We start from the raw sequence: 22,130 nt of genomic DNA on the forward strand, positions 1-22,130 counted from the left end.
CGCGTTGGTCGGAGCCCTCTCCAAGGAACTCACGGCACGACCGGGACCGGTCACCGGTGCCGCCGTCGCCGCGACGGGCCTGCTGCTCGCCCTCCTCCTGACCCAAGTCGTGCGGCTCATGGCCGCCATCGACCTGGCCGCACCCTCCGGACGTGGCATGCGCCGCCGACGCGGGCGAACCCCGATGTCGTGGACCAGCTCGGGATCCGTCAGCTCAGCAGGATCGGGATCAGCATCTCCTCGGGCGTGAGCGAGCCGTGCAGGCCGACGAGCTTGGCCTCGTAGGGGAACGCCGACGTCGAGAGGACGGCCAGGTCGCCGCGGCACGCGACGATCACGTCACCGAGGCGAGGCAGCACGGCCGGCGACACCGGGCCGAACCAGCCGCGTCCGATCGCTGTCGACCGGGTGATCACCTCGGCCCGGTCGCCGAGCACCTCGGTCCAGGTGGCCACGACGTCGTCGACCGCCCCACCGTGGCAGTACAGGTGACGGAAGCGGGCCTCACCCCCGAGCAGCGCCACCCCTGACCGCAGGTCGGCGTGGTCGTCGACGTCGAGGCGGCTGGCCGGCGGCGAGTCGACCATGCCGTGGTCGGCGACCACGAGGAGCCGGACCGAGGCGGGCAGCGCCTCGCGCACCTGCTCGGCCTCCGCGTCGATCATCGCGAGCTGCTGGAGCCACTGGCTGGAGGCGACGCCGTACCGGTGCCCGGTCCAGTCGAGGTCGCCGTCGTAGAGGTAGGTCAGCGAGCCGGGCTCCGCGGACGCCGCGACCGCGGCCGCGATCCGCTCCCCGACCTTGTCGGCCCCGACGTACTCGGCGCCCCGGTGGGCGGCGACGGTCAGGCCGCTGCGCGCGAACTCGCGCTTGTTGACGACGGTGACCGACCCGCCCGCCTCGTGCAGCCGCGCGAACGCGGTCGGGTGCGGCTGCCACTGCACCGGGTCGACGTCCTTGTCCCACAGCAGCGCGTTGAGCAGCCGGTCCGTGCCGGGGACCCGCGAGGTGAAGCCCACGAGCCCGTGCGCACCCGGCGTCAGCGCGGTCCCGAGCGAGGTCAGGCTGGTGGCCGTGGTCGACGGGACCCCGGAGGTCCCGGGCACCTGCTCGGCGAGCAGGCCGGAGAGGAACGGCGCGGCGTGCGCATAGCGCTCCAGCAGCCGGGCGCCGAGTCCGTCGACGAGGAAGACGACGTACGCCGAGGCGTCGGGGAGCACCAGCCCGGTCGGCGGCTCCCCCACCCGGAGCCCGAGCGCGGCCGCGACGGCCGGGACGACGTCGCCGAGCGACCGCTCACCGTAGGCCGGCTGGAGGAAGTCGCTCACCTCTCGTTGGCGTGCGTCCGGGCGGAGAGCTGCTCGGCGAAGGACAGCAGTCCCGCGACCGCGTCCGCGCCGTCCGCGGCCGCCGAGACCCGCAGCGAGAAGTCATCGGAGGCCAGCACGCCGGTGTAGCCGTGGTCGGCGTCGCACTCGGGGTCGCTGCAGCCGGCCGGCTCGAGGTCGACCCGGCTCACCCCGCCCCAGCCGATGGTCATCACGGCCTCGGCCGGCTTGCTCGGGCCGGCGGCCGGGTTGGCGATCATCCGCGTGACCACCACGGACTTGACCGCGGACAGCCGGATCGCCTCCGTGGACGTCGAGGTGTAGGGCTGCGGGAGCAGGTCGTCACCCTCGTGCTCGTCGGTGTGGGCCAGGATCAGCCGGGTGGGCGTGAGCACCACGACGGAGAGGTGCCGGCGCACCTCGTCCCGGTCGAAGGTCGGCTCGTGGTGCACGAAGTACGACACGACCTGCTCGCCCGCGACGGCACCGCTCACGCCGTCGGCCACCACGTCGGGGTAGTAGCCGGTGCGGTCGATCGCGTCCCTGAGCTCGAGAGCCCGGTCGTGGTCCTCGTCGATCCTGCTGCTCCGCATGCCTGCAGTCTGTCACGGGGCCCGGACGGGCCCCGGTGGAGGCAGCTCAGAAGCTGTAGTCGAAGGCGGCAAGGTCGCGGGCGAAGACGTCCTCGACCCGGCGCCGCATCGACTGGGTGTACAGCTCACGGTAGTCGGGGCGGTGCCGGTCGACGTTCACGCTCTGCAGCGGCTCCCAGGGCAGCTCGAAGCGGGCAAACACCGCCCGCAGGTCGGCCTCCAGGCTCTCCTGCCGGCCGATGAAGTCGGCCCGGCGGCCGGCCTTGGTGGTCAGGTAGTTGATCTGCGGCGTGCGCAGCCGCGGCCAGTCCTCGGTGCCCTTGAGGATGAAGCTCTCGAAGTCCGGGTAGGTCTCGGCGACCGCCTTGATGAACGACTTGCCCTGGAAGAACTGCTGTGAGCCCTTCCGGCCCTTGGCCGCCCGGTCCTCGAGCCGTTCCACCATCCGGTACCAGGACAGCAGCCGCGCGAACGGGTTCCGCACGTAGCCGACGATCCAGTACGACGCGAGCGCCGGCTCGGTCTGCAGGATCTTGCCGAGCATCGCGTGCCGGTCCAGCCCCTTGACGCCGCGGGCGTCGGGCAGCACGTCGTCGAGGCGCTTGTCGATGGTCGAGCCGCCCGTCTTCTGCACGTGCACGAAGAGGAAGCGCTGGGCGTCCGAAATGACCATGGCCGGATCCTACGGTGCCAACGGGACGCGACCTACGAGGGCAGCGTGTCACCGGGCGGCATCGGCATCCGCCGCACGAACCAGTCCGAGCGGGGGTCCGCGACCGGGTCGACCCGGGCGGCGGCGGTCAGGACCGTCGCCCCGTCCGCGCCGGCGAGCACCAGCGACAGCTCGAGCGAGCTGACCTGCGGCAGGTCGTTCTGCAGCTGCGCGACCCGCCGGATCAGCCGCTCGATCTCGGCGACGTCGACGACCTCGCTGCCCCGGTAGCCGAACAGCATCGGCGAGGACTTGATCTCGCGGACCATCGCCGCCGCGTCCCGCTCCCCCAGCGGCGGGATCCGGAACGCCTTGTCGGCGAGCAGCTCGGTCAGCGGCCCGGCGATGCCGAAGGAGACGACCGGCCCGAACAGGGGGTCCTCGATGCTGCGGATCGCGACCGGCACGCCGGGGCGGGCGTTCTTCTGCACGACGAACCCGGCACGCGCCGGGTCGGTGATCACCTGGCTGAGCGATCGCCACGCGTCGGCCATCTCCTCGGCCGTGTCGATGTTGCGCCAGACGTGCGCCAGGTCGGGCCGCTCGCGCAGGTGCTCGGCGGTGGCCTTCAGCACCACGTCCCAGCCGAGCGTCTCGCCGGCGGCGACCGCCTCCTCGCGGGTCGCGACCGGCCGGGCCTGCCACAGGTCGATGCCGTACGCCGCCAGCAGGGCGGTGACCGTGTCCAGGTCCAGGTCGGTGCCCTCGGGATGCTGCGCCAGCATCTGGTTGACCAGCCGCTTCGCGGCCGTGAGGTCGACGTCGGCCGGATCCAGGAGCGCGCCGTCCGGGGTGCGCAGCCACACGGCGTACTCGACGACGCGCGCGAGCGCCCGGACCGCGGCCTCCACGCCGGGGTACGAGGGGACCGAGCCGCGGCCGGCCGTCGACCCGGCGACGTCGGGCACCCGGAGCAGCTCCGGGACGCCCTCCGAGCCGAGGAACGAGGACACCAGTGGCTTGTCGGACTGCTCGCCGACCGCGGCGAGCACGTTCGCGACGTCCTCTCCGGAGACGTTGATCGGCGGGACGTAGACCGCGACGACCGAGTCGATCTCGGGGTCGTCGATGGCGGCGTCGAGCGCGTCCTCGAAGTCCTCCGCGCTGGCCTCCGCGCCCAGTGCTGTCGCCTTGTTGACCACGAGGCCGACGGCCGCGGCCGCGTCGGCGGCCAACAGGCCCAGGGCGTCGGAGTTGCCGACGATCGCGACCCTGCGGCCGCGCGGCAGCGGCTGGTGCGCGAGCAGCTGGGCGACGTCGAACATCTCCTCGAGCGTGTCCACCTGGATCACGCCGGCCTGCCGGAACATCGCGTCCACGGCCGCGGGCGGGGCGACGATCTTGCGCACGGCGTGCCCCATCGGGACGCCCTGGGTGGTCCGGCCGGAACGGACCGCGATGATCGGCTTGCGCAGCGACACCCGCCGGGCGATCCGGGAGAACTTGCGCGGGTTGCCGATCGACTCGAGGTAGAGCAGCACGACCTCCGTGGAGTCGTCCTCCTCCCAGTACTGCAGCAGGTCGTTGCCCGAGACGTCGGCGCGGTTGCCGGCGCTGACGAACGTCGAGAGGCCCAGGCCCCGGTTGTAGACCTTCTCCAGGATCGCCGTACCGAGGGCGCCGGACTGGCAGAAGAAGCCCGCCCGGCCACGGGGCGGCATCAGCGGGGACAGGGAGGCGTTGAGGGAGACCTCGGCCGCGGTGTTGATGATGCCCAGCGCGTTGGGCCCGATCAGCCGCAGCCCGTAGGAACGTGACAGGCCGACCAGCTTGCGCTGCCGCACCCGGCCCTCCTCACCGGTCTCGGCGAAGCCCGAGGAGATCACGACCAGGCCGTGGACGCCCTTGGCGGCGCAGTCGAGCACGACGTCCTGGACGGCCTCCGCGGGCACCGCGACGATCGCCACGTCGACGTCGTCGGGGATGTCGCCGACGGTCTTGTACGTCGGGAGGCCGGACACGGCGCTCGAGGTCGGGTTGACCGCGTAGACCCGGCCGGCGAAGTCGCCCATCACGAGGTTGCGCACCAGCGCCTGGCCGATCGTCTCCTGGCGCCGGCTGGCGCCGATCACCGCGACCGAGCGCGGCTTGAAGAACTTCTCGATCGACGCCGCCTCGGCCCGGTGCTCGCGGCTGATCATCACCCCGATCGCGGTGTCGGTGGGGTCGATGGAGAACTCCAGCTGGAGGACGCCCTCCTCGTACTCGCTGACGACTCGGTAGCCGGCGTCGCGGAAGGTCTGGATCATCCGGGTGTTGTCGGGCAGCACCTCGGCGACGAACCGCTCGATGCCCCGCTCGCGACCGGCCTGGGCCAGGTGCTCGAGCAGCAGCTGGGCGATCCCGCGGCCCTGGTGCTGGTCCTCGACGAGGAACGCGACCTCCGCCTCCCCCGGCTTGACCAGGTCGTAGCGCCCGACCGCGATGATCTGGTCCTGCAGGGTCAGCACGAACGCGACCCGGCCGACGTGGTCGACGTTGGTGAACCGGTCGAGGTCGCGCTCGGAGAGCCGCGGCATCGGCGAGAAGAACCGGTAGTACTTCGACTCGTCGGAGACCCGGGAGTAGAACTCGACGAACACCTCGCGGTCGTCGGGCCGGATCGGCCGGATGTGCGCGGTCCGCCCGTCGCGCAGCAGGACGTCCGCCTCCCAGTGGGCGGGGGCGGTCGTCGGTGCGTCCTGCTGGGTCACACGAGGAATCTACCGGCCCCCGACCCGGGCGGATGCGTCCGGAGTGACCCGTCCGGCGGTGGCCCTCCGGCGTGCCCCCGCCGGATCCGTCGGCGCCGGCAGGGACAATGGCCGGCATGGCACGAGGCAAGACGACGAAGGACCTCCCCGACGACTTCGAGGAGCACATCCTCGACACCGACATCAAGCAGGAGATGGAGTCGTCCTTCCTGGAGTACGCCTACTCCGTCATCTACTCCCGGGCGCTCCCCGACGCCCGGGACGGGCTCAAGCCCGTGCAGCGCCGGATCCTCTACACGATGAACGACATGGGCCTGCGGCCCGACCGCGGCCACGTGAAGTGTGCCCGCATCGTCGGTGAGGTGATGGGCCGGCTGCACCCGCACGGCGACAGTGCCATCTACGACGCGCTGGTCCGGGTCGCGCAGCCGTGGGCGATGCGGCTGCCGATGGTCGACGGGCACGGCAACTTCGGCTCCCCGGGCGGCGACGACCCGCCGGCGGCGATGCGCTACACCGAGGCGCGGATGGCCCCGCCGGCGGTGGCGATGACCGCCTCGATCGACGAGGACACCGTCGACTTCAAGCCCAACTACGACAGTCGCGAGCTCGAGCCGTCGGTGCTGCCGGCCGCGATCCCGAGCCTGGTCGTGAACGGCACGACCGGCATCGCGGTCGGCATGGCGACCAACTGTGCGCCGCACAACCTGGTCGAGGTGGTGCAGGCGCTGCGGCACCTGATCACCCACCCCTCGGCGACCGTCGAGGACCTGATGCGGTTCGTCCCGGGCCCCGACCTGCCGACCGGCGGCAAGATCGTCGGCCTGGAGGGGGTCCGCGACGCCTACGAGACCGGCCGCGGCACGTTCCGGATGCGTGCCACGGCCCGGGTCGAGAGCATCACCAACCGGCGCAAGGGCATCGTCGTCACCGAGCTGCCCTACGGCGTCGGCACCGAGAAGGTCGTCGAGCGGATCAAGACCCTCGTCCAGGGCAAGAAGCTGCAGGGCATCTCCGACATCAAGGACCTCACCGACCGCGAGAACGGCCTGCGGCTGGTGATCGAGGTCAAGAACGGCTTCGTCCCCGAGGCGCTGCTCGAGCAGCTCTACAAGCACACGCCGATGGAGGACACCTTCGGCATCAACGCGGTCGCGCTGGTCGACGGCCAGCCGCGCACGCTCTCCCTCAAGGAGCTGCTGCAGGTCTTCCTGGACCACCGCTTCGACGTCGTACGCCGCCGCTCGGTCTTCCGCCGCGGCAAGGCCGCCGACCGGCTGCACCTGGTCGAGGGCCTGCTGATCGCGATCCTGGACATCGACGAGGTCATCCAGCTGATCCGCTCCTCCGACAACGCCGCGGCCGCCAAGGAGCGGCTGATCTCGGTCTTCGACCTCAGCGAGGTCCAGGCCGACTACATCCTCGACATGCCGCTGCGGCGGCTCACGAAGTTCTCCCGGATCGAGCTGGAGAAGGAGCAGGACGACCTGCGCCGCACGATCGAGGAGCTGGACGCGATCATCAACGACGACAAGCTGCGTTGGAAGGTCGTCTCCGACGAGCTCGGCGAGATCGCCAAGACCTACGGCAACCCGCGCCGCACGGTGCTGCTCGAGTCGGCCGGCACCGCGGTCACCGCCGCCGCCGTCCCGCTCGAGGTCGCCGACGACCCCTGCTACGTCTACCTCTCCTCCACCGGCCTGCTGGCCCGCACCGCGAACGCCGACCAGCCCGGCCGCGGCGGCGGCCGCGCCAGCCACGACGTGGTCGTCTCGGCGGTCCCGGCGACCGCCCGCGGCGAGGTCGGCGGTCTGACGAGCGCGGGGCGGCTGGTGAAGATCGGCGTGCTCGAGCTGCCGCAGCTGCCCGACACCGCCAACGATCCCCACCTGGCCGGTGGGCTGCCGGTCAGCGAGATCCTCGCCCTCGACCCGGGCGAGCGGCTGCTCGCGCTCTGCACGCTCACCACCGACGGCCCCGGCCTCGCGCTCGGCACCCGCCTCGGCACGGTGAAGCGGGTCAACCCCGAGGTGCTCGGCAAGGACGACTGGGAGGTGATCCGGCTGGCCGACGGTGACGAGGTGGTCGGCGCCGTCGAGCTGCGCACCGGCCACGAGACCCTGTGCTTCATCACGACCGACGCCCAGCTGCTCCACTTCGGCGCCGAGGCGGTGCGCCCCCAGGGCCGCTCCGGCGGCGGCATCGCCGGCATCCGCGTGACCACCGGCGAGCGGGTCGCCTGGTTCGGGGCGATCGACCCCGACACCCCCGAGGGCTCGGTGGTGGTCACCGCCTCCGGGTCGGCCACGGCGCTGCCGGGCACGGAGCCGGGCGCCGTCAAGGCGACGCCGTTCAGCGAGTACCCCGCCAAGGGCCGGGCGACGGGCGGCGTGCGCTGCCACCGCTTCTTGAAGGGTGAGGACGCCCTGGTGTTCGCCTGGGCCGGGAGCGCGCCGGCGCGGGCGGCCGCCGCCAGCGGCGCACCCATCGACCTCCCGCCCGCGACCGGTCGACGCGACGGCTCCGGCGTTCCCGGCACCCAGCCGATCGCGGCGTGCGCCGGTCCGGTCACGGACCGGGTCGGTGTGCGAGGCTGACGCCGTGTTGTGTTGCCGCCGCGCCCTGGCCGCCCTGGCGGCCACCGCCCTCACCACCCTGTTCCTGTCGGGCTGCAGCGACGACTCGGGCTCCGGAGCCGCCCCGGAGAAGGCGCTGGCCGATGCCCAGCAGAACCTCGAGAGCACGAGCGGCGTCGAGCTCACGCTGACCACCGACGACCTCCCCGACGGCGTCACCGGTGTCGAGACGGCCGAGGGTGTCCTCACGAGCGCTCCCGCCTTCGAGGGCACGATCACCGTGCCGCTCATGGGCCAGGCGGTGCAGGTGCCGGTGATCGCGGTCGACGGCAAGGTCTACGCCGAGGTGCCGTTCACCGCTGGGTGGCAGGACATCGACCCCGCGGAGTACGGCGCGCCGGACCCGGCGATGCTGATGAGCCCCGACGCGGGCTTCACGTCGGTGCTCGCCGCGACCACCGATCTCGAGAAGGGCGACAGCGTGCGCGGCGGTGAGGGCAACAGCGAGGTGCTCACCGAGTACACCGGCACGGTCCCGGGCGACGTCGTCTCGAACGTCATCCCGTCGGCATCGGGAGACTTCGACGTGACGTACACGATCACCGACGACGGCGAGCTGCGCACCGCCGAGCTGACCGGCGTGTTCTACGAGGACTCCGAGTCGATGACCTACACGGTGAGCTTCGAGGGCTACGGGACCGAGAAGGACATCACCCCGCCGTGACCGTGAGGTCCCCACGGGTCCTGCTCTCGCTGGCCGCGGTGGCCGTGGCCTTCGCCGCGGCCGACACCTACGTCGTCGTGCTGGCGCTGCCGGACATGATGGCGAGCACCGGGATCCCCGTGGACCAGCTGCAGCGCGCGGCGCCGATCATCTCCGGCTTCCTGCTCGGATACGTCGCGATGCTGCCGCTGATCGGCCGGATCGCGGACCTGCGGGGCCGGGTGCCGGTGCTCGTCGCCGCGCTCCTGGTCTTCGCAGTCGGCTCCCTGGTCACCACGCTCGCCTACGACCTGCCCTCGATGGTCTCGGGACGGTTCCTGCAGGGCGTGGGCGGTGGCGGCCTGGTCCCGGCGACCCTGGCCCTCGTCGCCGACCTGTACCCCACCGAGCGCCGCGGGGTGCCGCTCGGGGTCGTCTCGGCGGTGCAGGAGCTCGGCAGCGTGCTCGGGCCGCTGTTCGGGGCACTGGTGCTCGCGGTCGCCGACTGGCGAGCCATCTTCTTGGTCAACGTCGCGGTCGGACTCGTCCTGGCCGCCGCGATCCGCAAGCTCGCCGGGCCACGGGGTGGTCTCGACACGCCGTCGCTCGCGACCCACTTCGACTGGCTCGGGCTGGCGCTGGCCGTGGGGACCCTGGTCTCGGGCGCGCTCGTGTTCGTCGAGCCCAGCCAGCTCATGCGCGACCTGACCTGGGGCCGGCTGTTCGTCCCGGTGACGGGGTCCGGCCGCTGGCTGACCCCGCTCGGGCTGACCGCGACGGGCGGCCTGCTGCTGCTCGCCGTGCACTGCTCGACGGCGCGCCGGCCGCTCCTGGACGTGCGCGCCTGGGTGCGCACCCTGCGCGCGGCCGACCTGCTCGGCTCGCTGTTCCTGGGGCTCGCGCTCGCCGGGGTGATCCTCGCGTTCGCGACCGCCGACCCCAAGGTGCAGGTCTTCTCCGACCAGGGCCTGTGGTACCTCCTCGCCTCCGCCCTGGCCGCCGTCGCCTTCGTGCTGCACCTGCGCCGCACACCGGCGCCCCTGGTCCCGGCCGGCACGCTCCGGCGTACCCCCGCGTGGGGCGCGATGGCGGTGAGCTTCTTCATCGGGGCCGCGCTGATCGCCGCCCTGATCGACATCCCGCTGTTCGCGCGCACCACCGTCTACCCCGACTCCCAGCTGATGGCGGCGCTGGTCCTGGTCCGGTTCCTCGTCGCGCTCCCGCTCGGCGCCGTCGTCGGGGGGTACCTCACCCGCACGCTCAGCGCCGGGCTGGTGACCGCCATCGGGATGGCCTGCGCGGCGGCCGGCTTCCTCTGGATGGCGACCTGGGACCTCGAGAGCCTCGACCGGGCGAGTGCCACGGTGCCGCTGCTGCTCGGCGGCCTCGGGTTCGGGCTCGCCCTCGCACCGGTGAACGCCGCGGTGCTCGCCAGCACCGACGACGACGTGCACGGGCTGGCCAGCGCGTTCGTCGTGGTCGCCCGGATGGTCGGCATGCTGGTCGGGATCTCCGCCCTCACCACGATCGGCCTGCGCCGCTACTACGCCGAGCAGGCCGACCTGCCGCCCGCTCGCGAGGTGTGCGACGGGCGGACCCGCTGCTCGGAGTTCACCGACCTGCTCAAGGTCGCGGGCATCGCCCAGGAGCACACCGTCTTCACCGGCGCCGCGGTCTGCGCGGTCGGCGCGGCAGTCCTCGCCCTGGTGCTGTTCCGGGGTGCGGCGACCCGGGCGATCTCGACCGGCGACCTGCTCCGCGCCACCGGGTGAACGCTTGTTAACCTGCGCGACATGGCTACCTCGGACTTCGACGACCTGCTCACTGCCAACCGGGACTTCGCCGCGGACTTCGGACTCGCCGGCTTCGACGGCGTCGCCCGGGCCGGCGTCGCGATCGTGACCTGCATGGACTCGCGGATCGACCCGCTCGGGATGGTCGGCCTCCAGCCCGGCGACGCCAAGATCTTCCGCAACCCCGGTGGCCGGGTCACCGACCAGGCCCTGGAGGCGCTGGTCCTGGGCGTCCACCTGCTCAACGTCGACCGGATCCTGGTGATCCCGCACACGCGCTGCGCGATGGCCTCCTCCACGCTGGACCAGGTCCGCGAGAAGGTCGGCGCGTCCGCCGGTCAGGACGTGTCCTGGCAGACGTTCAGCATGGTGTCCGACCAACGCGCCGCGCTCGCCGACGACGTGCACAAGGTGGTGTCCCACCCGCTGGTCCCCGACGCGGTCAAGGTCGGCGGGTTCATCTACGACGTCGACACCGGGCTGCTGGAGCAGCTGGTCTGAGCCGCGGGCTCAGCCGCCTCGGACGACGTCGAGGGACTCCCGGGCAATCTGCCACTCCTCGTTGGTCGGCACGACCAGCACGGCGACCTCGCTGTCCTCGGCCGACACCGTGAACGCGCCCGAGTGCCCGCCCCGGTTGGCCTCGGCGTCGATCCGGATGCCGAGCCGCTCCAGGCCGGCGAGCGCCTGGGCGCGCACGTCCGGCACGTGCTCCCCCACCCCGCCGGTGAACGCGATCGCGTCGACCCGGCCGAGCACGGCGTAGTACGCGCCGACGTACTTGCGCAGCCGGTAGCAGTAGACGTCCATGGCGAGCCGGGCGCGCGGCTCCCCCTCCTCGAGCAGCCGCCCCAGCTCGCGGAAGTCGCTGAAGCCGAGCAGGCCCTTGATGCCGGAGTTGCGGTTGAGCCGCTGGTCGATCTCCTCCAGCGACCAGCCGAGCTGCCGGTGCAGGTGGGCGTGCAGCGCCGGGTCGACGTCGCCGGAGCGGGTGCCCATCACCAGGCCCTCGAGCGGGGTGAGACCCATCGACGTGTCCACGGACCGGCCGCCCGCGACCGCTGTCGCCGAGGCGCCGTTGCCGAGGTGCAGGACGATCGTGTTCGTGTCCTCGACCGGGCGGCCGAGCAGCCGGGCGGTCTCGCCGGAGACGAACTTGTGCGAGGTGCCGTGGAAGCCGTAGCGGCGGATCCCGTGCTCCTCGCGCCACTCGTGCGGCACCGCGTAGGTGTAGGCCTGCTCGGGTAGCGTCTGGTGGAAGGCGGTGTCGAACACCGCGACGTGCGGGAGGGTGTCGAAGAGCCGGCGCGCCACCCCGAGCGCCTCCAGGTTGGCGGGGTTGTGCAGCGGCGCGAGCGGCACCAGCTCGCGTACGGCGTCGACCAGCGCGTCGTCGACCAGCGCGGGCTCGGAGAACCGCTCACCGCCGTGCACCATCCGGTGGCCCACCGCGGTGATCGTCGCGTCCTCCAGCGACGGGCCGTGCGCGGCGAACGCGTCCAGCGCCGCCCGGAGCGCGGCCTCGTGGGAGGGCAGCGGCAGCTCACTGCGGTGCTTCACCCCGTCCGGGCCGGTGTGGCTGAGGCTGCCGCCGGCACCCGAGGAGTCCGCGATCCGCTCGGCCAGCCCGACGGCGTGGCTGGCACCGCTCTCGGCGTCGATCAGGCTGTACTTCAGCGAGGACGAGCCGGCGTTGATGACCAGGACCAGCGCACTCATCGGGCGACCTCGGCGAGCTGCTGGGCCTGGACAGCGGTGATCGCGACGGTGTTGACGATGTCGCGAACCGTCGCGCCGCGGGACAGGTCGTTGACCGGCTTGCGCAGCCCCTGCAGCACCGGGCCGATCGCGACCGCGCCGGCGGAGCGCTGCACCGCCTTGTAGGTGTTGTTGCCGGTGTTGAGGTCCGGGAAGATGAACACCGTCGCCTGGCCGGCAACCGGCGATCCCGGGAGCTTGGTCCGGGCGACCGCGGGGTCGATGGCCGCGTCGTACTGGATCGGCCCCTCGACCAGCAGCTCCGGGGCCCGGTCGCGGACCAGCGCCGTGGCCGCCGAGACCTTCTCGACGTCGCTGCCGGCTCCGGAGGACCCGGTCGCGTAGGACAGCATCGCGACCCGCGGCTCGACACCGAACGCCGCGGCGGTCTCGGCCGAGGAGATCGCGATGTCGGCGAGCTGCTCCGCGGTCGGGTCCGGGTTGACCGCGCAGTCGCCGTACACGAGGACCTGGTTCTCCAGGCACATGAAGAACACCGACGACACGACCGACACCCCGGGCGCCGTGCGGACCACCTCGAGCGCCGGCCGGATCGTGTGGGCCGTCGTGTGGACGGCGCCGGAGACCATCCCGTCGGCGAGCCCGAGCTCGACCATCAGGGTGCCGAAGTAGGACTCGTCGAGCACCCGGACGAGCGCGTCGTCGCGGTCCACGCCGCGGTGCTTGCGCCGGTCGAAGTACTCCTCGGCGAACCGCTCAGCGAGCTCGGAGGACCGGGGGTCGAGCAGGGTGGCGGCCGAGACGTCGGCTCCGACCCGGGCGGCGTGCGCATTGATCCGGATCGGGTCGCCGAGCAGCGTCAGGTCGGCCACGCCGCGGCGCAGCAGCAGGTCGGCGGCGCGCAGGATCCGTTCCTCCTCGCCCTCCGGGAGCACGATCCGCATCCGCCGGCTGGTCGCCGAGTCCAGGAGCTGGTGCTCGAACATCAGCGGGGTCACCGCGGTCGTCGGCGACACGTCGAGCCGGTCGAGCAGCGCGTCGCCCTCGACGTGCTGGGCGAACAGGGCCAGCGCCGCCGCGATCTTGCGGGGCGAGCTCACGGTCAGGCGGCCACGGACGCCGGTGAGCGCCGCCGAGGTCTCCTGGGTGGCCAGGTCGGTCGCGATGATCGGCAGCGTGGCGCCGATGCCCGCCAACAGGCGGGCGACCTGGGCGGGCAGCTCGATCCCGCCGTTGAGCACGATGCCGGCGACCTGCGGGAAGTTCGACGACACGTGCGCCATCAAGACGCCCAGCACCACCTCGGGCCGGTCGCCCGCAGTCACGACGACGGCGCCGTCGAAGAGCCGGTCCAGCACGTTCGGCATCGTCATGCCAGCCACCAGGAGGCCGAGCACCTCGCGGTCGAGCAGGGCCGGGTCCCCGGAGACGACCGTCCCGTTGCAGGCGGGCATCAGGTCGGCGACCGAGGGGGCCGAGAGCAGCGGGTCGTAGGGGATCGCGTACGCCGGCACCTCGTCGCGGCCGAGGGCGGCGACGACCTCGGCGGGCTCGGGGTGGGTGACCCGGTTGGCGACCACCGCGAACAGTGCCGCGTGACTGGCCGAGATCGCGGTGCTGGCGATGTCGGCCAGCGTCACCAGCTCGGCGGGCGTCCGGTCCGCGCCGTTGAGGACGAGGAGGACCGGCGAGCTGAGGTTGGCAGCGATCCGCGCGTTGTAGGACAGCTCGGTGGGGGTGGCGACGTCGGTGTAGTCCGAGCCGATCACCACCACGGCGTCGCACTGCTCCGCGACCCGGTGGTAGCGCTCGACGATCGTGTCCAGGGCGGCGACCGGGTCGGCGTGGACGTCGTCGTAGGTGACGCCGGTGCAGTCGTCGTAGCTGAGCGTGACCGCCTCGTGGGCGGTCAGCAGGTCCAGGACGTAGTCGCGCTCACCGCGCGCGGTGGCCTGGTCGTTGCGCACGATCGGGCGGAACACCCCGACCCGCTCGACCCTGCGGGAGAGCACGTCCAGGATCCCCAGCGCGACCGCTGACTTGCCGGTGTAGCCCTCGACGGACGCGACGTAGACGCTCGTGCACACGAGTCGACCCTATGTCCGACGGGGACCGTCCGCGGGGGCCGCCCGGGCCAGATCCCGGGACCAAGGTCCACTCCTCGACCGGGTCGCGACGCTCACACCGAGGCGCCGACGGCGTACCCGGCCGCCGCGGCCGCCAGCCCGGCCACCAGGCTCAGCGCGACGTTGAGCAGCGCGTACAGACGGGCACCGTCCTCGACCAGGCGGAAGGTCTCGTAGCCGAAGGTGCTGTACGTCGTCAGCGCCCCGCACAGGCCGGTGCCGAGGGCGAGGGTGACCGCGTCGGGGACGTCGCGGCCGGTCGAGAGCCCGACCAGCACCCCGAGGACCAGGGAGCCCACGACGTTGACGAGCATCGTGCCCCACGGCATCAGGCTGTCGTGGCGCGCCTGGACGGCCCGGTCGACCAGGTAGCGGCTCGGCGCGCCGACCGCGGCGCCGAGGCACACCCAGACGAACCCGGTCATCCCGATCCGCCGCGGTAGCGGTGCACGACGACCCTGACCTCGTCGAGGGTGACCAGGCCCTCGCCGACCACCTCGTCGACCTGCGGGAGGAACGCCTCGATCCGATCGGCGCTGTCGATGACCACGACCGCCACCGGGAGGTCGTCGGACAGCGAGAGCAGCCGGCTGGTGTGCACCACGGGGCTGGAGGACCCGAATCCCTCGATGCCGCGGAACACGCTGGCGCCGGCCAGCCCCGCTCGGTGGGCCCGGTGCACCAGCTCGGTGTAGAGCGGCTTGTGGTGCCAGGTGTCGGACTCGCCGACGTAGATGGTCAGCCGGGTCGCGGGGCCGTCGAGGTCCCCGCGGGCTCGCGGCTCCTCGGGGGCCAGGTCACTGGTCATGGCTGTTGCTCTCCTCTCGTGGTGCGTTGTGCGCGCCGACGACGGCGCAGCCGGGTCGCCGACAGCACGCCCGCGCGGGCCGCCACGACGCCGACCAGCACGGCCACGAGCGCCACCAGCACGGTGCCCGCCCAGTAGCCGAGCGCGACCGCCGGACGGCCGGCGTCGAGGAGCGAGACGGTATCGACGGTGTACGTCGAGAACGTGGTGAACCCGCCCAGCACCCCGACCCCGGCGAACGGCCGCAGCAGCGGGTGCGCGCCCCCGACCTCGACGACGAACACCATCAGCACCCCGATCAGCAGGCAGCCCACGGCGTTGACCCCGAGCGTCGTCCAGGGCACCCCCGCCTCGGGGGTCGGCCACACCCGGGCCGCGGCGTACCGCGCGGAGGCGCCGAGCATCCCGCCCAGCGCGATCGCCGGGAGCACGAACCGGTGCCGGCTCCACTCGCGGTGCTGCCCGGGGGCGTGCAGGTCGACGTCCGGGTCGACCCACGGCACGGACATCGGGCCTCCTCCGGGACGCTGGTGCGAGGGCTGGTCGGGCGTGGGGTCAGGCGTCGATCGCCTCGACGTCGACCTCGTAGGCGCCCTGCACGATGAACTCCTTGCGGGGCGCGACGTCCGAGCCCATCAGCAGCTCGAAGACCCCGGCGGCCTCCTCGGCGTTGTCGATGGTGATCCGGCGCAGCGTGCGGTGCCGCGGGTCCATCGTCGTCTCCGCCAGCTGGTCGGCGTCCATCTCGCCGAGACCCTTGTAGCGCTGCACCGGGTCCTTCCAGCGCACGCCCTTCTTCTTGAGCTCGGCGAGCTTGCGCTGCAGCTCGTCGTCGGAGTAGGTGTACACGTACTTCTCCATCCCCTTCTTCGGGTTGGAGATCTCGACCCGGTGCAGCGGCGGGACGGCGGTGTAGACCCGGCCCTCCTGGATCAGCTCGGGCATGTACTTGTAGAACAGCGTCGCCAGCAGGCAGCGGATGTGGGCGCCGTCGGAGTCGGCGTCGGCCATGAAGATGATCCGCCCGTAGCGGCGTGCGTCGAGGTCGAAGGTGCGGCCCGAGCCGGCTCCCACCACCTGGATGATCGAGGCGCACTCGGCGTTCTTCAGCATGTCGCCGACCGAGGCCTTCTGGACGTTGAGGATCTTGCCGCGGATCGGCAGCAGCGCCTGGAACTCCGAGTTGCGCGCGAGCTTGGCGGTGCCGAGCGCGGAGTCGCCCTCGACGATGAACAGCTCGGTGCGGTCGTTGTCCGCGGCACGGCAGTCGGCGAGCTTGGAGGGCAGTGCCGAGGACTCCAGGGCGTTCTTGCGGCGCTGGGTCTCCTTGTGCTGGCGGGCGGTGATCCGGGTCTTGGCCGCCCCGGCGACCTTCTCCATGACCAGCTTCGCCTGGGCCTTCTCGGCGCGCTTGGTCGAGGTGAGGAACTTCTTCAGCTCCGCGGAGACGACGCGGCGGACGACGGTCCGAGCCGCCGGTGTGCCGAGGATCTCCTTGGTCTGGCCCTCGAACTGCGGCTCGGAGAGCCGGACCGTCACCACGCAGGTCATGCCCTCGAGGACGTCGTCCTTGATCACGTCGTCGTCGTTGACCTTGAGCACCTTCGCGGACTTCATCACCTCGTTGAACGTGCGGGTCACGGCCTGTTCGAAGCCGCTGACGTGGGTGCCGCCCTTGGGCGTGGCGATCACGTTGACGAACGAGCGCAGCACGGTGTCGTAGCCGGTGCCCCACCGCAGCGCGACGTCGACCTGCAGCTCGCGCTCCACCTCCTGCGGCGTCATCTGCCCCTTCTCGTCGAGCAGCGGGACCGTCTCGGTGAACGTGTCGGTGCCTTGGAGCCGAAGGATGTCGGTGACCGGCTCGTCGGGCGCCAGGAAGTCGGCGAACTCGGCGATGCCGCCGTCGTGGCGGAACTTCTCCTCGACCGGGTCGGGGCCGCGCAGGTCGCGGATGACGAGCTCGAGCCCCGGGACGATGAACGAGGTCTGTCGGGCCCGCGCGACCAGGTCCTCGTAGACGAACTGGGCGTCCTTGGTGAAGATCTGCCGGTCCGGCCAGAACACGATGCGGGTGCCGGATCGGCCCTTCGCGACCCGGGAACCCTTGCGGGTCAGGCCCGAGCGCGCCTCGAAGTCGGCCTGCGGGCCGTCGCCGGAGAACACCCCGGGGACGCCGCGCCGGAACGAGATGCCCTGGCGGGCCGGTGAGCGGTCCACGTCGATGTCCATCCGGGTGGCCAGCGCATTGACGACCGAGAGGCCGACTCCGTGCAGGCCACCGGTCGCGACGTAGGAGCCGCCGCCGAACTTGCCGCCCGCGTGCAGCTTGGTCGCGACGACCTCGACACCCGGCAGCCCGGTCTTGGGCTCCTTGTCGGTCGGGATGCCCCGCCCGTCGTCGTACACCTCGGCCGAGCCGTCGGGGTGGAGGGTCACCTCGACGTGGCTGGCGTGCCCCCCGAGCGCCTCGTCGACACCGTTGTCGATGATCTCCCACAGGCAGTGCATGAGCCCGCGGGTGTCGGTCGAGCCGATGTACATCCCGGGACGCTTGCGGACCGCCTCCAGGCCCTCGAGGACGAGGAGGTGGGCTGCGTTGTACGTGTTGTCGATCGTGGGGCTCCTGGTCGTGCCGGTCCGGTCGTGCCGGTCTGTCCGCCGGGCGGCGTGGAGCCGCCCGGCCATCCGTGCGGGTGTCGTCCTCGAATCTACCTGCGACACGCCGGTCGCCGGTGCAGGCTCGCCTGCGGAGGCCGTGGCTACGGTGGACAGGACTTCCCCGAGCACCACCAGCGCAACCGCGTCACACCCAGCAGGGATCCTCGTTTTCCTCTTGAGGGCCGCAGATGTCTCCCAAGGCATGGAAATCGGCCGAAGAGGGAAGTGAGAACGTGATTGGATGAGGTGTCAGACACCACGAAGAGGCGGGAATCTTGGGGCTCGTCGCTACGTTGTGGCAGACACCGAGGCAGAAGAGAAATGAGGCCGATGTGACCACTGCAGTTGCCCCCAGCACCGCCGCGCTGAGCGCTGCGGACCGTTGCGACCGTTGCGGAGCCCAGGCCTACCTTCGCGTAGAGCTCCAGTCGGGTGGTGAGCTGCTCTTCTGCGCCCACCACGCCCGCGAGCACGGCGACAAGCTCAGGGAGATCGCCGCCAACGTCGTCGACGAGACCCACAAGCTCTCCGGCACCCCCGCCGTCGCCCCCGATGGGGAGCGCTGAGGGCCGGCCCTGAGAGCCGCACCACAGTCAGCCACCGCGGCCCCGGACGAGAGTCCGGGGCCGTGGTGCGTCTGTGACAGGGTTCACCCATGAGCCCGACCGAGGTCCTCGTCGCCCTGGCGATCGCCGTCGGGCTCGTCGGGATCCTGGTCCCGGTGCTGCCCGGCTCGATCCTCGTGGTCGGCGCCGTCCTGGCCTGGGCCTGGGCGACCGGCGGAGCGACCGCGTGGGTGGTCTTCGCGGTGGCGACCACGCTGATCGCCGCCGGCACCGTGGTGAAGTACCTCGTCCCGGGGCGGCGCCTCCAGGAGGCCGGGATCCCGGCCTCGACGCAGTGGGTCGGCGTCGGGCTCGGCGTGGTCGGCTTCTTCGTCGTCCCGGTGGTCGGCCTGGTCCTCGGGTTCGTGCTCGGGGTCTACCTCGCCGAGCTGCGCCGGGTGGGCTCCGCCCGGGCCTGGCCGTCCACGGTGCACTCGCTGCGCGCCGTGGGCCTGAGCATCGTGATCGAGCTGGGCGCAGCGCTCGCGGCGACGCTCGTGTGGGTCGCCGGGGTCGCGGCCACCTGATGCCGATCCTGCTCTCGCTGCTCGCGGCGGTCGCGTACGGCCTCAGCGACTTCAACGGCGGCATCTTCTCCCGGCGCGGCGGCGCGTGGGCGGTGTCGTTGACCGCCCAGGCCGGCGGCGGCGCGCTGGTGCTGCTGCTGAGCCTCGCCACCGGCGGCTCCCCGACCGGCACCGACTTCGCCTGGGGCGTCCTGGCCGGCCTCGGCAACGGCTTCGGTACGGCGTTCCTCTACCGGGGCCTGGCCGGCGGCCGGATGGGCGTGGTCGCGCCGGTCTCGGCGGTCGGCTCGGTCCTGGTCCCGGTCGTCGTGGGCGTCGTCACCGGCGAGCGGCCCGGGCAGCTGGTCTGGGTCGGGATCCTGATCGCCCTGCCGGCGATCTGGCTGGTCTCCCGCGAGCCCGCCGCGAACCCCTCGCCGGGCTCCGGGCTCACCGACGGGATCCTCGCCGGCCTCGGCTTCGGGCTGCTGTTCGCCGCCCTCGCGCAGATCCCGGAGGAGGCCGGCTTCCTCCCGCTGGCGCTCAACCAGGTCGTCGCCGGCGTCGCGATCGTCGCCGTGGCCATCGCGCTGCGCCGGGCCTGGGTCCCCCGCAACCGCTACGCGCTCGGCGGGCTGGTCAGCGGCGCGCTCGGCGCCCTGGCCACGCTGGCGTTCCTCGTCGCGACCCAGGGCGGCTACCTGACCGTGACCGCGGTGATCACCTCGCTCTACCCGGCCTGCACCGTGCTGCTCGCCGCGACCGTGCTCCGCGAGCGCGTGCACCGGCCCCAGGCGGTCGGCCTGGCGCTGTGCGCCTGCGCGGTCGCCCTGGTCGCGGCCGGCTGATCCCGTGCCAGGGAGCCGGGCCGCGCCGCCGGTATGCTCCCCCCGTGGCCGGCCCCGAGATCTCCGTGGACGTGCTGCGCACCCAGCCGGACCAGCGGGCTCGGCTGAGCGTCGAGGCGAAGCGGGCGCTGCGCCAGCTCGCGCGATCGAGCGAGCGGTCCGGCGAGCTCTCGCCGCTGACGTACAACCTGACGATCAGCCACACCCACCGCTTCGTGTGGTTCCGGGTCGCCAAGGTCGCCACCCGCACCCTGGTCGGGTACTTCGACGAGAACGACGTCGTCCGCGAGGTCAGCCACGCGCTGTGGATGCGCTACCCGACCGCGCTGTTCGCCGACTACTTCCGGTTCGGCTTCGTCCGGCACCCGCTCCGGCGCTTCGTCTCGACCTGGCAGGACAAGGTCGTCAACGCGAACTACTTCGAGCTCGACGAGCCCACGCTCAGCCGGATGCGGTCGCGACCCGAGGAGTTCGCCGGCTGGGTCGCCGACCTGGACCTCGACGACGCCAACCAGCACCTCGCCTTCCAGTCCCGCCTGGTCGACCTCACCCAGATCGACTTCCTCGGCCGGTTGGAGACCTTCGACGCGGACTTCGCGGCCGTCTGCGGGCAGCTCTCGCTCCCGGTCGTCCCGCCGCGGCCGCGCAACCGCACGGCGACGCCGCAGACCGCAGAGCTGCTGGCGTCGACCGAGCTCCAGCGCGTGGTGGCCGACCTGTACCGGAAGGACTACCAGGTCTTCGGGTACGACGCAGCGCCCTGAGCCGAGGCCGGATCAGTCCAGGTAGTCGCGCAGCACCTGGGAGCGCGACGGGTGCCGCAGCTTGGACATGGTCTTCGACTCGATCTGGCGGATCCGCTCCCGGGTCACGCCGTACACCTTGCCGATCTCGTCGAGGGTCTTCGGCTGGCCGTCGGTCAGGCCGAAGCGCATGCTGACCACGCCCGCCTCGCGCTCGGAGAGCGTGTCGAGGACGGCGTGCAGCTGCTCCTGGAGGAGCGTGAACGACACGGCGTCGGCCGGGACGATCGCCTCGGAGTCCTCGATCAGGTCGCCGAACTCGGAGTCACCGTCCTCGCCGAGGGGGGTGTGCAACGAGATCGGCTCGCGGCCGTACTTCTGGACCTCGATGACCTTCTCGGGGGTCATGTCGAGCTCCTTGGCCAGCTCCTCCGGAGTGGGCTCGCGGCCCAGGTCCTGGAGCATCTGGCGCTGCACGCGGGCCAGCTTGTTGATGACCTCGACCATGTGCACCGGGATCCGGATGGTGCGGGCCTGGTCGGCCATCGCGCGGGTGATCGCCTGGCGGATCCACCACGTGGCGTAGGTCGAGAACTTGTAGCCCTTGGTGTAGTCGAACTTCTCGACCGCGCGGATCAGGCCGAGGTTGCCCTCCTGGATCAGGTCCAGGAACAGCATCCCGCGCCCCGTGTAGCGCTTCGCCAGGGAGACGACCAGCCGCAGGTTCGCCTCGAGCAGGTGGTTCTTCGCGCGCCGGCCGTCCTCGGCGATCCACTCCAGCTCCTCGGACACCTTCGCCGAGAGCTTGCCGCCCTTCCCGAGCTTCTCCTCGGAGAACAGGCCGGCCTCGATCCGCTTGGCGAGCTCGACCTCCATCTCGGCGTTGAGCAGGGGGACCTTGCCGATCTGCTTGAGGTAGTCCTTGACCGGGTCCGCGGTGGCGCCGGCCACCATGACCTGCTGCTCGGGCTCGTCGGTGTCGTCGGCCGCGGAGACGACGAACGACGCCTGCTTCTCGTCCTCGGCGATGCTCGGGTCGGCGGCCACGTCCTTCTCGAACTGCTCGTCGGGCAGGTCGGGCAGCACCTTCTTGCCGTCCGGGCCGACCGTCACGGTCTGCTCGGCCGACTCGGTGCCGGCAGCACCCTCGGCGGCAGCCTTGCGGGGCGCAGCCTTCGCCGGCGCCGCCTTCTTCGCGGGAGCGGACTTCGCGGGGGCGGCCGCCGCCTTCGCCGGTGCCTTCTTGGCGGCCGCCGTCTTGGCGGTGGCGGTCTTGCGGGCCGAGGTGGCCGCGACAGCGCGGCTGGTCACGGGGATCTCGACCGCGATGCCCAGCGAGCTCAGGTGCCCGAGCAGCGCCTTGAGGTGGCGGGGCTCGACGGCCGCGTCCTCACTGGCCTGGCGCACCTCCTCCGGAGTGATGCTGCCGGTCGGCGTACCTCGCTCGATGAGGGCCTTGACGGCAGGGTGCGTGAGCACCTCGGCAGGAAGCATCTTGCGCGCGTTCGAGGACACGAACACCTCTCGTCAACGACTGTGAGAACCGGATCGGGGCGCGGCGAGGCCCGGTGACGTCAAGAGCCGCGGACCACATTCTGCCACGGGCCTCCAGAGATCCCAGCAGTCCCCCCGGTTCCGGGCATCCGGGCGCAGAGAGCCCCGCCGACCAGGGGCGGCGGGGCTCGGCGTGGCCCGAGAGATGGATCCATAGGGAGG

The 22,130-nt window shown here is 72.1% G+C and carries 19 protein-coding genes; 8 read left to right on the top strand and 11 right to left on the bottom strand.

From position 1 onward, the window contains the following. Nucleotides 1-209: 209 nt before the first annotated feature. Genes NOCA_RS16400 through NOCA_RS16415 form a run of 4 tightly spaced genes read right to left on the bottom strand, consistent with a single transcriptional unit; the run spans nucleotide 210 to nucleotide 5,326 of the window. Nucleotides 210-1,328 carry an alkaline phosphatase family protein gene (locus NOCA_RS16400; protein WP_011756384.1) on the bottom strand — a complete coding sequence of 373 codons (1,119 nt, stop codon included), beginning with the start codon at nucleotides 1,326-1,328 and terminating at the stop codon, nucleotides 210-212. Beyond that, entirely contained in the window at nucleotides 1,325-1,921 is a 597-nt protein-coding gene (locus tag NOCA_RS16405; RefSeq protein WP_011756385.1) for a DUF5998 family protein, read from the bottom strand. Before NOCA_RS16405 ends, NOCA_RS16400 begins: the two co-directional genes overlap by 4 nt. 46 nt (nucleotides 1,922-1,967) lie before the next feature. Beyond that, nucleotides 1,968-2,594, bottom strand: coding sequence for a sulfotransferase family 2 domain-containing protein (locus NOCA_RS16410; RefSeq protein ID WP_011756386.1), 627 nt, complete (start codon nucleotides 2,592-2,594; stop codon nucleotides 1,968-1,970). Between the two features lie 32 nt (nucleotides 2,595-2,626). Beyond that, nucleotides 2,627-5,326 (bottom strand): bifunctional acetate--CoA ligase family protein/GNAT family N-acetyltransferase, encoded by a 2,700-nt coding sequence (locus NOCA_RS16415; protein ID WP_011756387.1) that lies wholly within the window; start codon nucleotides 5,324-5,326, stop codon nucleotides 2,627-2,629. 116 nt (nucleotides 5,327-5,442) lie between these two features. On the opposite strand from NOCA_RS16415, the gene NOCA_RS16420 reads away from it, so the two are divergent. Genes NOCA_RS16420 through NOCA_RS16435 form a run of 4 tightly spaced genes read left to right on the top strand, consistent with a single transcriptional unit; the run spans nucleotide 5,443 to nucleotide 10,899 of the window. After that, entirely contained in the window at nucleotides 5,443-7,923 is a 2,481-nt protein-coding gene (locus tag NOCA_RS16420) for a DNA gyrase/topoisomerase IV subunit A (RefSeq protein WP_011756388.1), read from the top strand. Between the two features lie 4 nt (nucleotides 7,924-7,927). Continuing rightward, a complete protein-coding gene (locus tag NOCA_RS16425) occupies nucleotides 7,928-8,626 on the top strand; it encodes an LppX_LprAFG lipoprotein (protein ID WP_011756389.1) in 699 nt (232 codons plus the stop codon). Continuing rightward, the gene (locus NOCA_RS16430; protein WP_011756390.1) at nucleotides 8,623-10,377 is read left to right on the top strand and encodes an MFS transporter; all 1,755 of its coding nucleotides are present in this window, start codon (nucleotides 8,623-8,625) and stop codon (nucleotides 10,375-10,377) included. Before NOCA_RS16425 ends, NOCA_RS16430 begins: the two co-directional genes overlap by 4 nt. A gap of 21 nt (nucleotides 10,378-10,398) precedes the next feature. Further along, nucleotides 10,399-10,899, top strand: a complete 501-nt coding sequence (locus tag NOCA_RS16435; protein ID WP_011756391.1) for a beta-class carbonic anhydrase — start codon at nucleotides 10,399-10,401, stop codon at nucleotides 10,897-10,899. A 9-nt stretch (nucleotides 10,900-10,908) separates the two neighbouring features. Here the strand turns inward: NOCA_RS16435 and NOCA_RS16440 are convergent, their stop codons facing one another. The 6 genes from NOCA_RS16440 to NOCA_RS16465 all read right to left on the bottom strand — a co-directional run bounded on the left by NOCA_RS16440 (nucleotide 10,909) and on the right by NOCA_RS16465 (nucleotide 17,739). After that, nucleotides 10,909-12,117 carry an acetate/propionate family kinase gene (locus NOCA_RS16440; protein ID WP_011756392.1) on the bottom strand — a complete coding sequence of 403 codons (1,209 nt, stop codon included), beginning with the start codon at nucleotides 12,115-12,117 and terminating at the stop codon, nucleotides 10,909-10,911. Continuing rightward, nucleotides 12,114-14,204 (bottom strand): phosphate acetyltransferase, encoded by a 2,091-nt coding sequence (pta, locus tag NOCA_RS16445; protein WP_011756393.1) that lies wholly within the window; start codon nucleotides 14,202-14,204, stop codon nucleotides 12,114-12,116. The genes NOCA_RS16440 and pta overlap by 4 nt, the downstream gene beginning before the upstream one ends. A gap of 92 nt (nucleotides 14,205-14,296) precedes the next feature. Beyond that, nucleotides 14,297-14,668, bottom strand: coding sequence for a fluoride efflux transporter CrcB (crcB, locus tag NOCA_RS16450; protein ID WP_041546614.1), 372 nt, complete (start codon nucleotides 14,666-14,668; stop codon nucleotides 14,297-14,299). Then, on the bottom strand, nucleotides 14,665-15,051 hold the full coding sequence (locus NOCA_RS16455; protein ID WP_011756395.1) for a DUF190 domain-containing protein: 387 nt from the start codon (nucleotides 15,049-15,051) through the stop codon (nucleotides 14,665-14,667). Before NOCA_RS16455 ends, crcB (NOCA_RS16450) begins: the two co-directional genes overlap by 4 nt. Beyond that, a complete protein-coding gene (crcB, locus tag NOCA_RS16460; protein WP_011756396.1) occupies nucleotides 15,048-15,560 on the bottom strand; it encodes a fluoride efflux transporter CrcB in 513 nt (170 codons plus the stop codon). The genes NOCA_RS16455 and crcB (NOCA_RS16460) overlap by 4 nt, the downstream gene beginning before the upstream one ends. A gap of 46 nt (nucleotides 15,561-15,606) precedes the next feature. Then, entirely contained in the window at nucleotides 15,607-17,739 is a 2,133-nt protein-coding gene (locus NOCA_RS16465; protein ID WP_011756397.1) for a DNA gyrase/topoisomerase IV subunit B, read from the bottom strand. Between the two features lie 305 nt (nucleotides 17,740-18,044). Between NOCA_RS16465 and NOCA_RS16470 the strand changes: the two genes are divergently transcribed. The 4 genes from NOCA_RS16470 to NOCA_RS16485 all read left to right on the top strand — a co-directional run bounded on the left by NOCA_RS16470 (nucleotide 18,045) and on the right by NOCA_RS16485 (nucleotide 20,435). After that, nucleotides 18,045-18,278, top strand: a complete 234-nt coding sequence (locus tag NOCA_RS16470; protein ID WP_011756398.1) for a DUF7455 domain-containing protein — start codon at nucleotides 18,045-18,047, stop codon at nucleotides 18,276-18,278. An 89-nt stretch (nucleotides 18,279-18,367) separates the two neighbouring features. Then, nucleotides 18,368-18,844 carry a DUF456 domain-containing protein gene (locus NOCA_RS16475; protein WP_011756399.1) on the top strand — a complete coding sequence of 159 codons (477 nt, stop codon included), beginning with the start codon at nucleotides 18,368-18,370 and terminating at the stop codon, nucleotides 18,842-18,844. Further along, a complete protein-coding gene (locus NOCA_RS16480) occupies nucleotides 18,844-19,671 on the top strand; it encodes an EamA family transporter (RefSeq protein WP_011756400.1) in 828 nt (275 codons plus the stop codon). The genes NOCA_RS16475 and NOCA_RS16480 overlap by 1 nt, the downstream gene beginning before the upstream one ends. Nucleotides 19,672-19,715: 44 nt before the next feature. Beyond that, nucleotides 19,716-20,435, top strand: a complete 720-nt coding sequence (locus NOCA_RS16485) for a sulfotransferase family protein (protein ID WP_011756401.1) — start codon at nucleotides 19,716-19,718, stop codon at nucleotides 20,433-20,435. Nucleotides 20,436-20,447: 12 nt separating this feature from the next. Here the strand turns inward: NOCA_RS16485 and NOCA_RS16490 are convergent, their stop codons facing one another. Next, on the bottom strand, nucleotides 20,448-21,935 hold the full coding sequence (locus tag NOCA_RS16490; RefSeq protein WP_011756402.1) for an RNA polymerase sigma factor: 1,488 nt from the start codon (nucleotides 21,933-21,935) through the stop codon (nucleotides 20,448-20,450). Between the last annotated feature and the right edge of the window lie 195 nt (nucleotides 21,936-22,130).

Origin of the sequence: Nocardioides sp. JS614 (assembly GCF_000015265.1) — a bacterium.
GTDB lineage: Bacteria > Actinomycetota > Actinomycetes > Propionibacteriales > Nocardioidaceae > Nocardioides.

Bases quoted from the DNA above. Each gene is read 5' to 3' on its own strand.
- NOCA_RS16405 (WP_011756385.1), bottom strand. From the start codon at position 1,921: ATGCGGAGCAGCAGGATCGACGAGGACCACGACCGGGCTCTCGAGCTC.
- NOCA_RS16410 (WP_011756386.1), bottom strand. From the start codon at position 2,594: ATGGTCATTTCGGACGCCCAGCGCTTCCTCTTCGTGCACGTGCAGAAG.
- NOCA_RS16420 (WP_011756388.1), top strand. From the start codon at position 5,443: ATGGCACGAGGCAAGACGACGAAGGACCTCCCCGACGACTTCGAGGAG.
- NOCA_RS16435 (WP_011756391.1), top strand. From the start codon at position 10,399: ATGGCTACCTCGGACTTCGACGACCTGCTCACTGCCAACCGGGACTTC.
- NOCA_RS16440 (WP_011756392.1), bottom strand. From the start codon at position 12,117: ATGAGTGCGCTGGTCCTGGTCATCAACGCCGGCTCGTCCTCGCTGAAG.
- crcB (WP_041546614.1), bottom strand. From the start codon at position 14,668: ATGACCGGGTTCGTCTGGGTGTGCCTCGGCGCCGCGGTCGGCGCGCCG.
- NOCA_RS16455 (WP_011756395.1), bottom strand. From the start codon at position 15,051: ATGACCAGTGACCTGGCCCCCGAGGAGCCGCGAGCCCGCGGGGACCTC.
- crcB (WP_011756396.1), bottom strand. From the start codon at position 15,560: ATGTCCGTGCCGTGGGTCGACCCGGACGTCGACCTGCACGCCCCCGGG.
- NOCA_RS16465 (WP_011756397.1), bottom strand. From the start codon at position 17,739: ATGGCCGGGCGGCTCCACGCCGCCCGGCGGACAGACCGGCACGACCGG.
- NOCA_RS16475 (WP_011756399.1), top strand. From the start codon at position 18,368: ATGAGCCCGACCGAGGTCCTCGTCGCCCTGGCGATCGCCGTCGGGCTC.
- NOCA_RS16480 (WP_011756400.1), top strand. From the start codon at position 18,844: ATGCCGATCCTGCTCTCGCTGCTCGCGGCGGTCGCGTACGGCCTCAGC.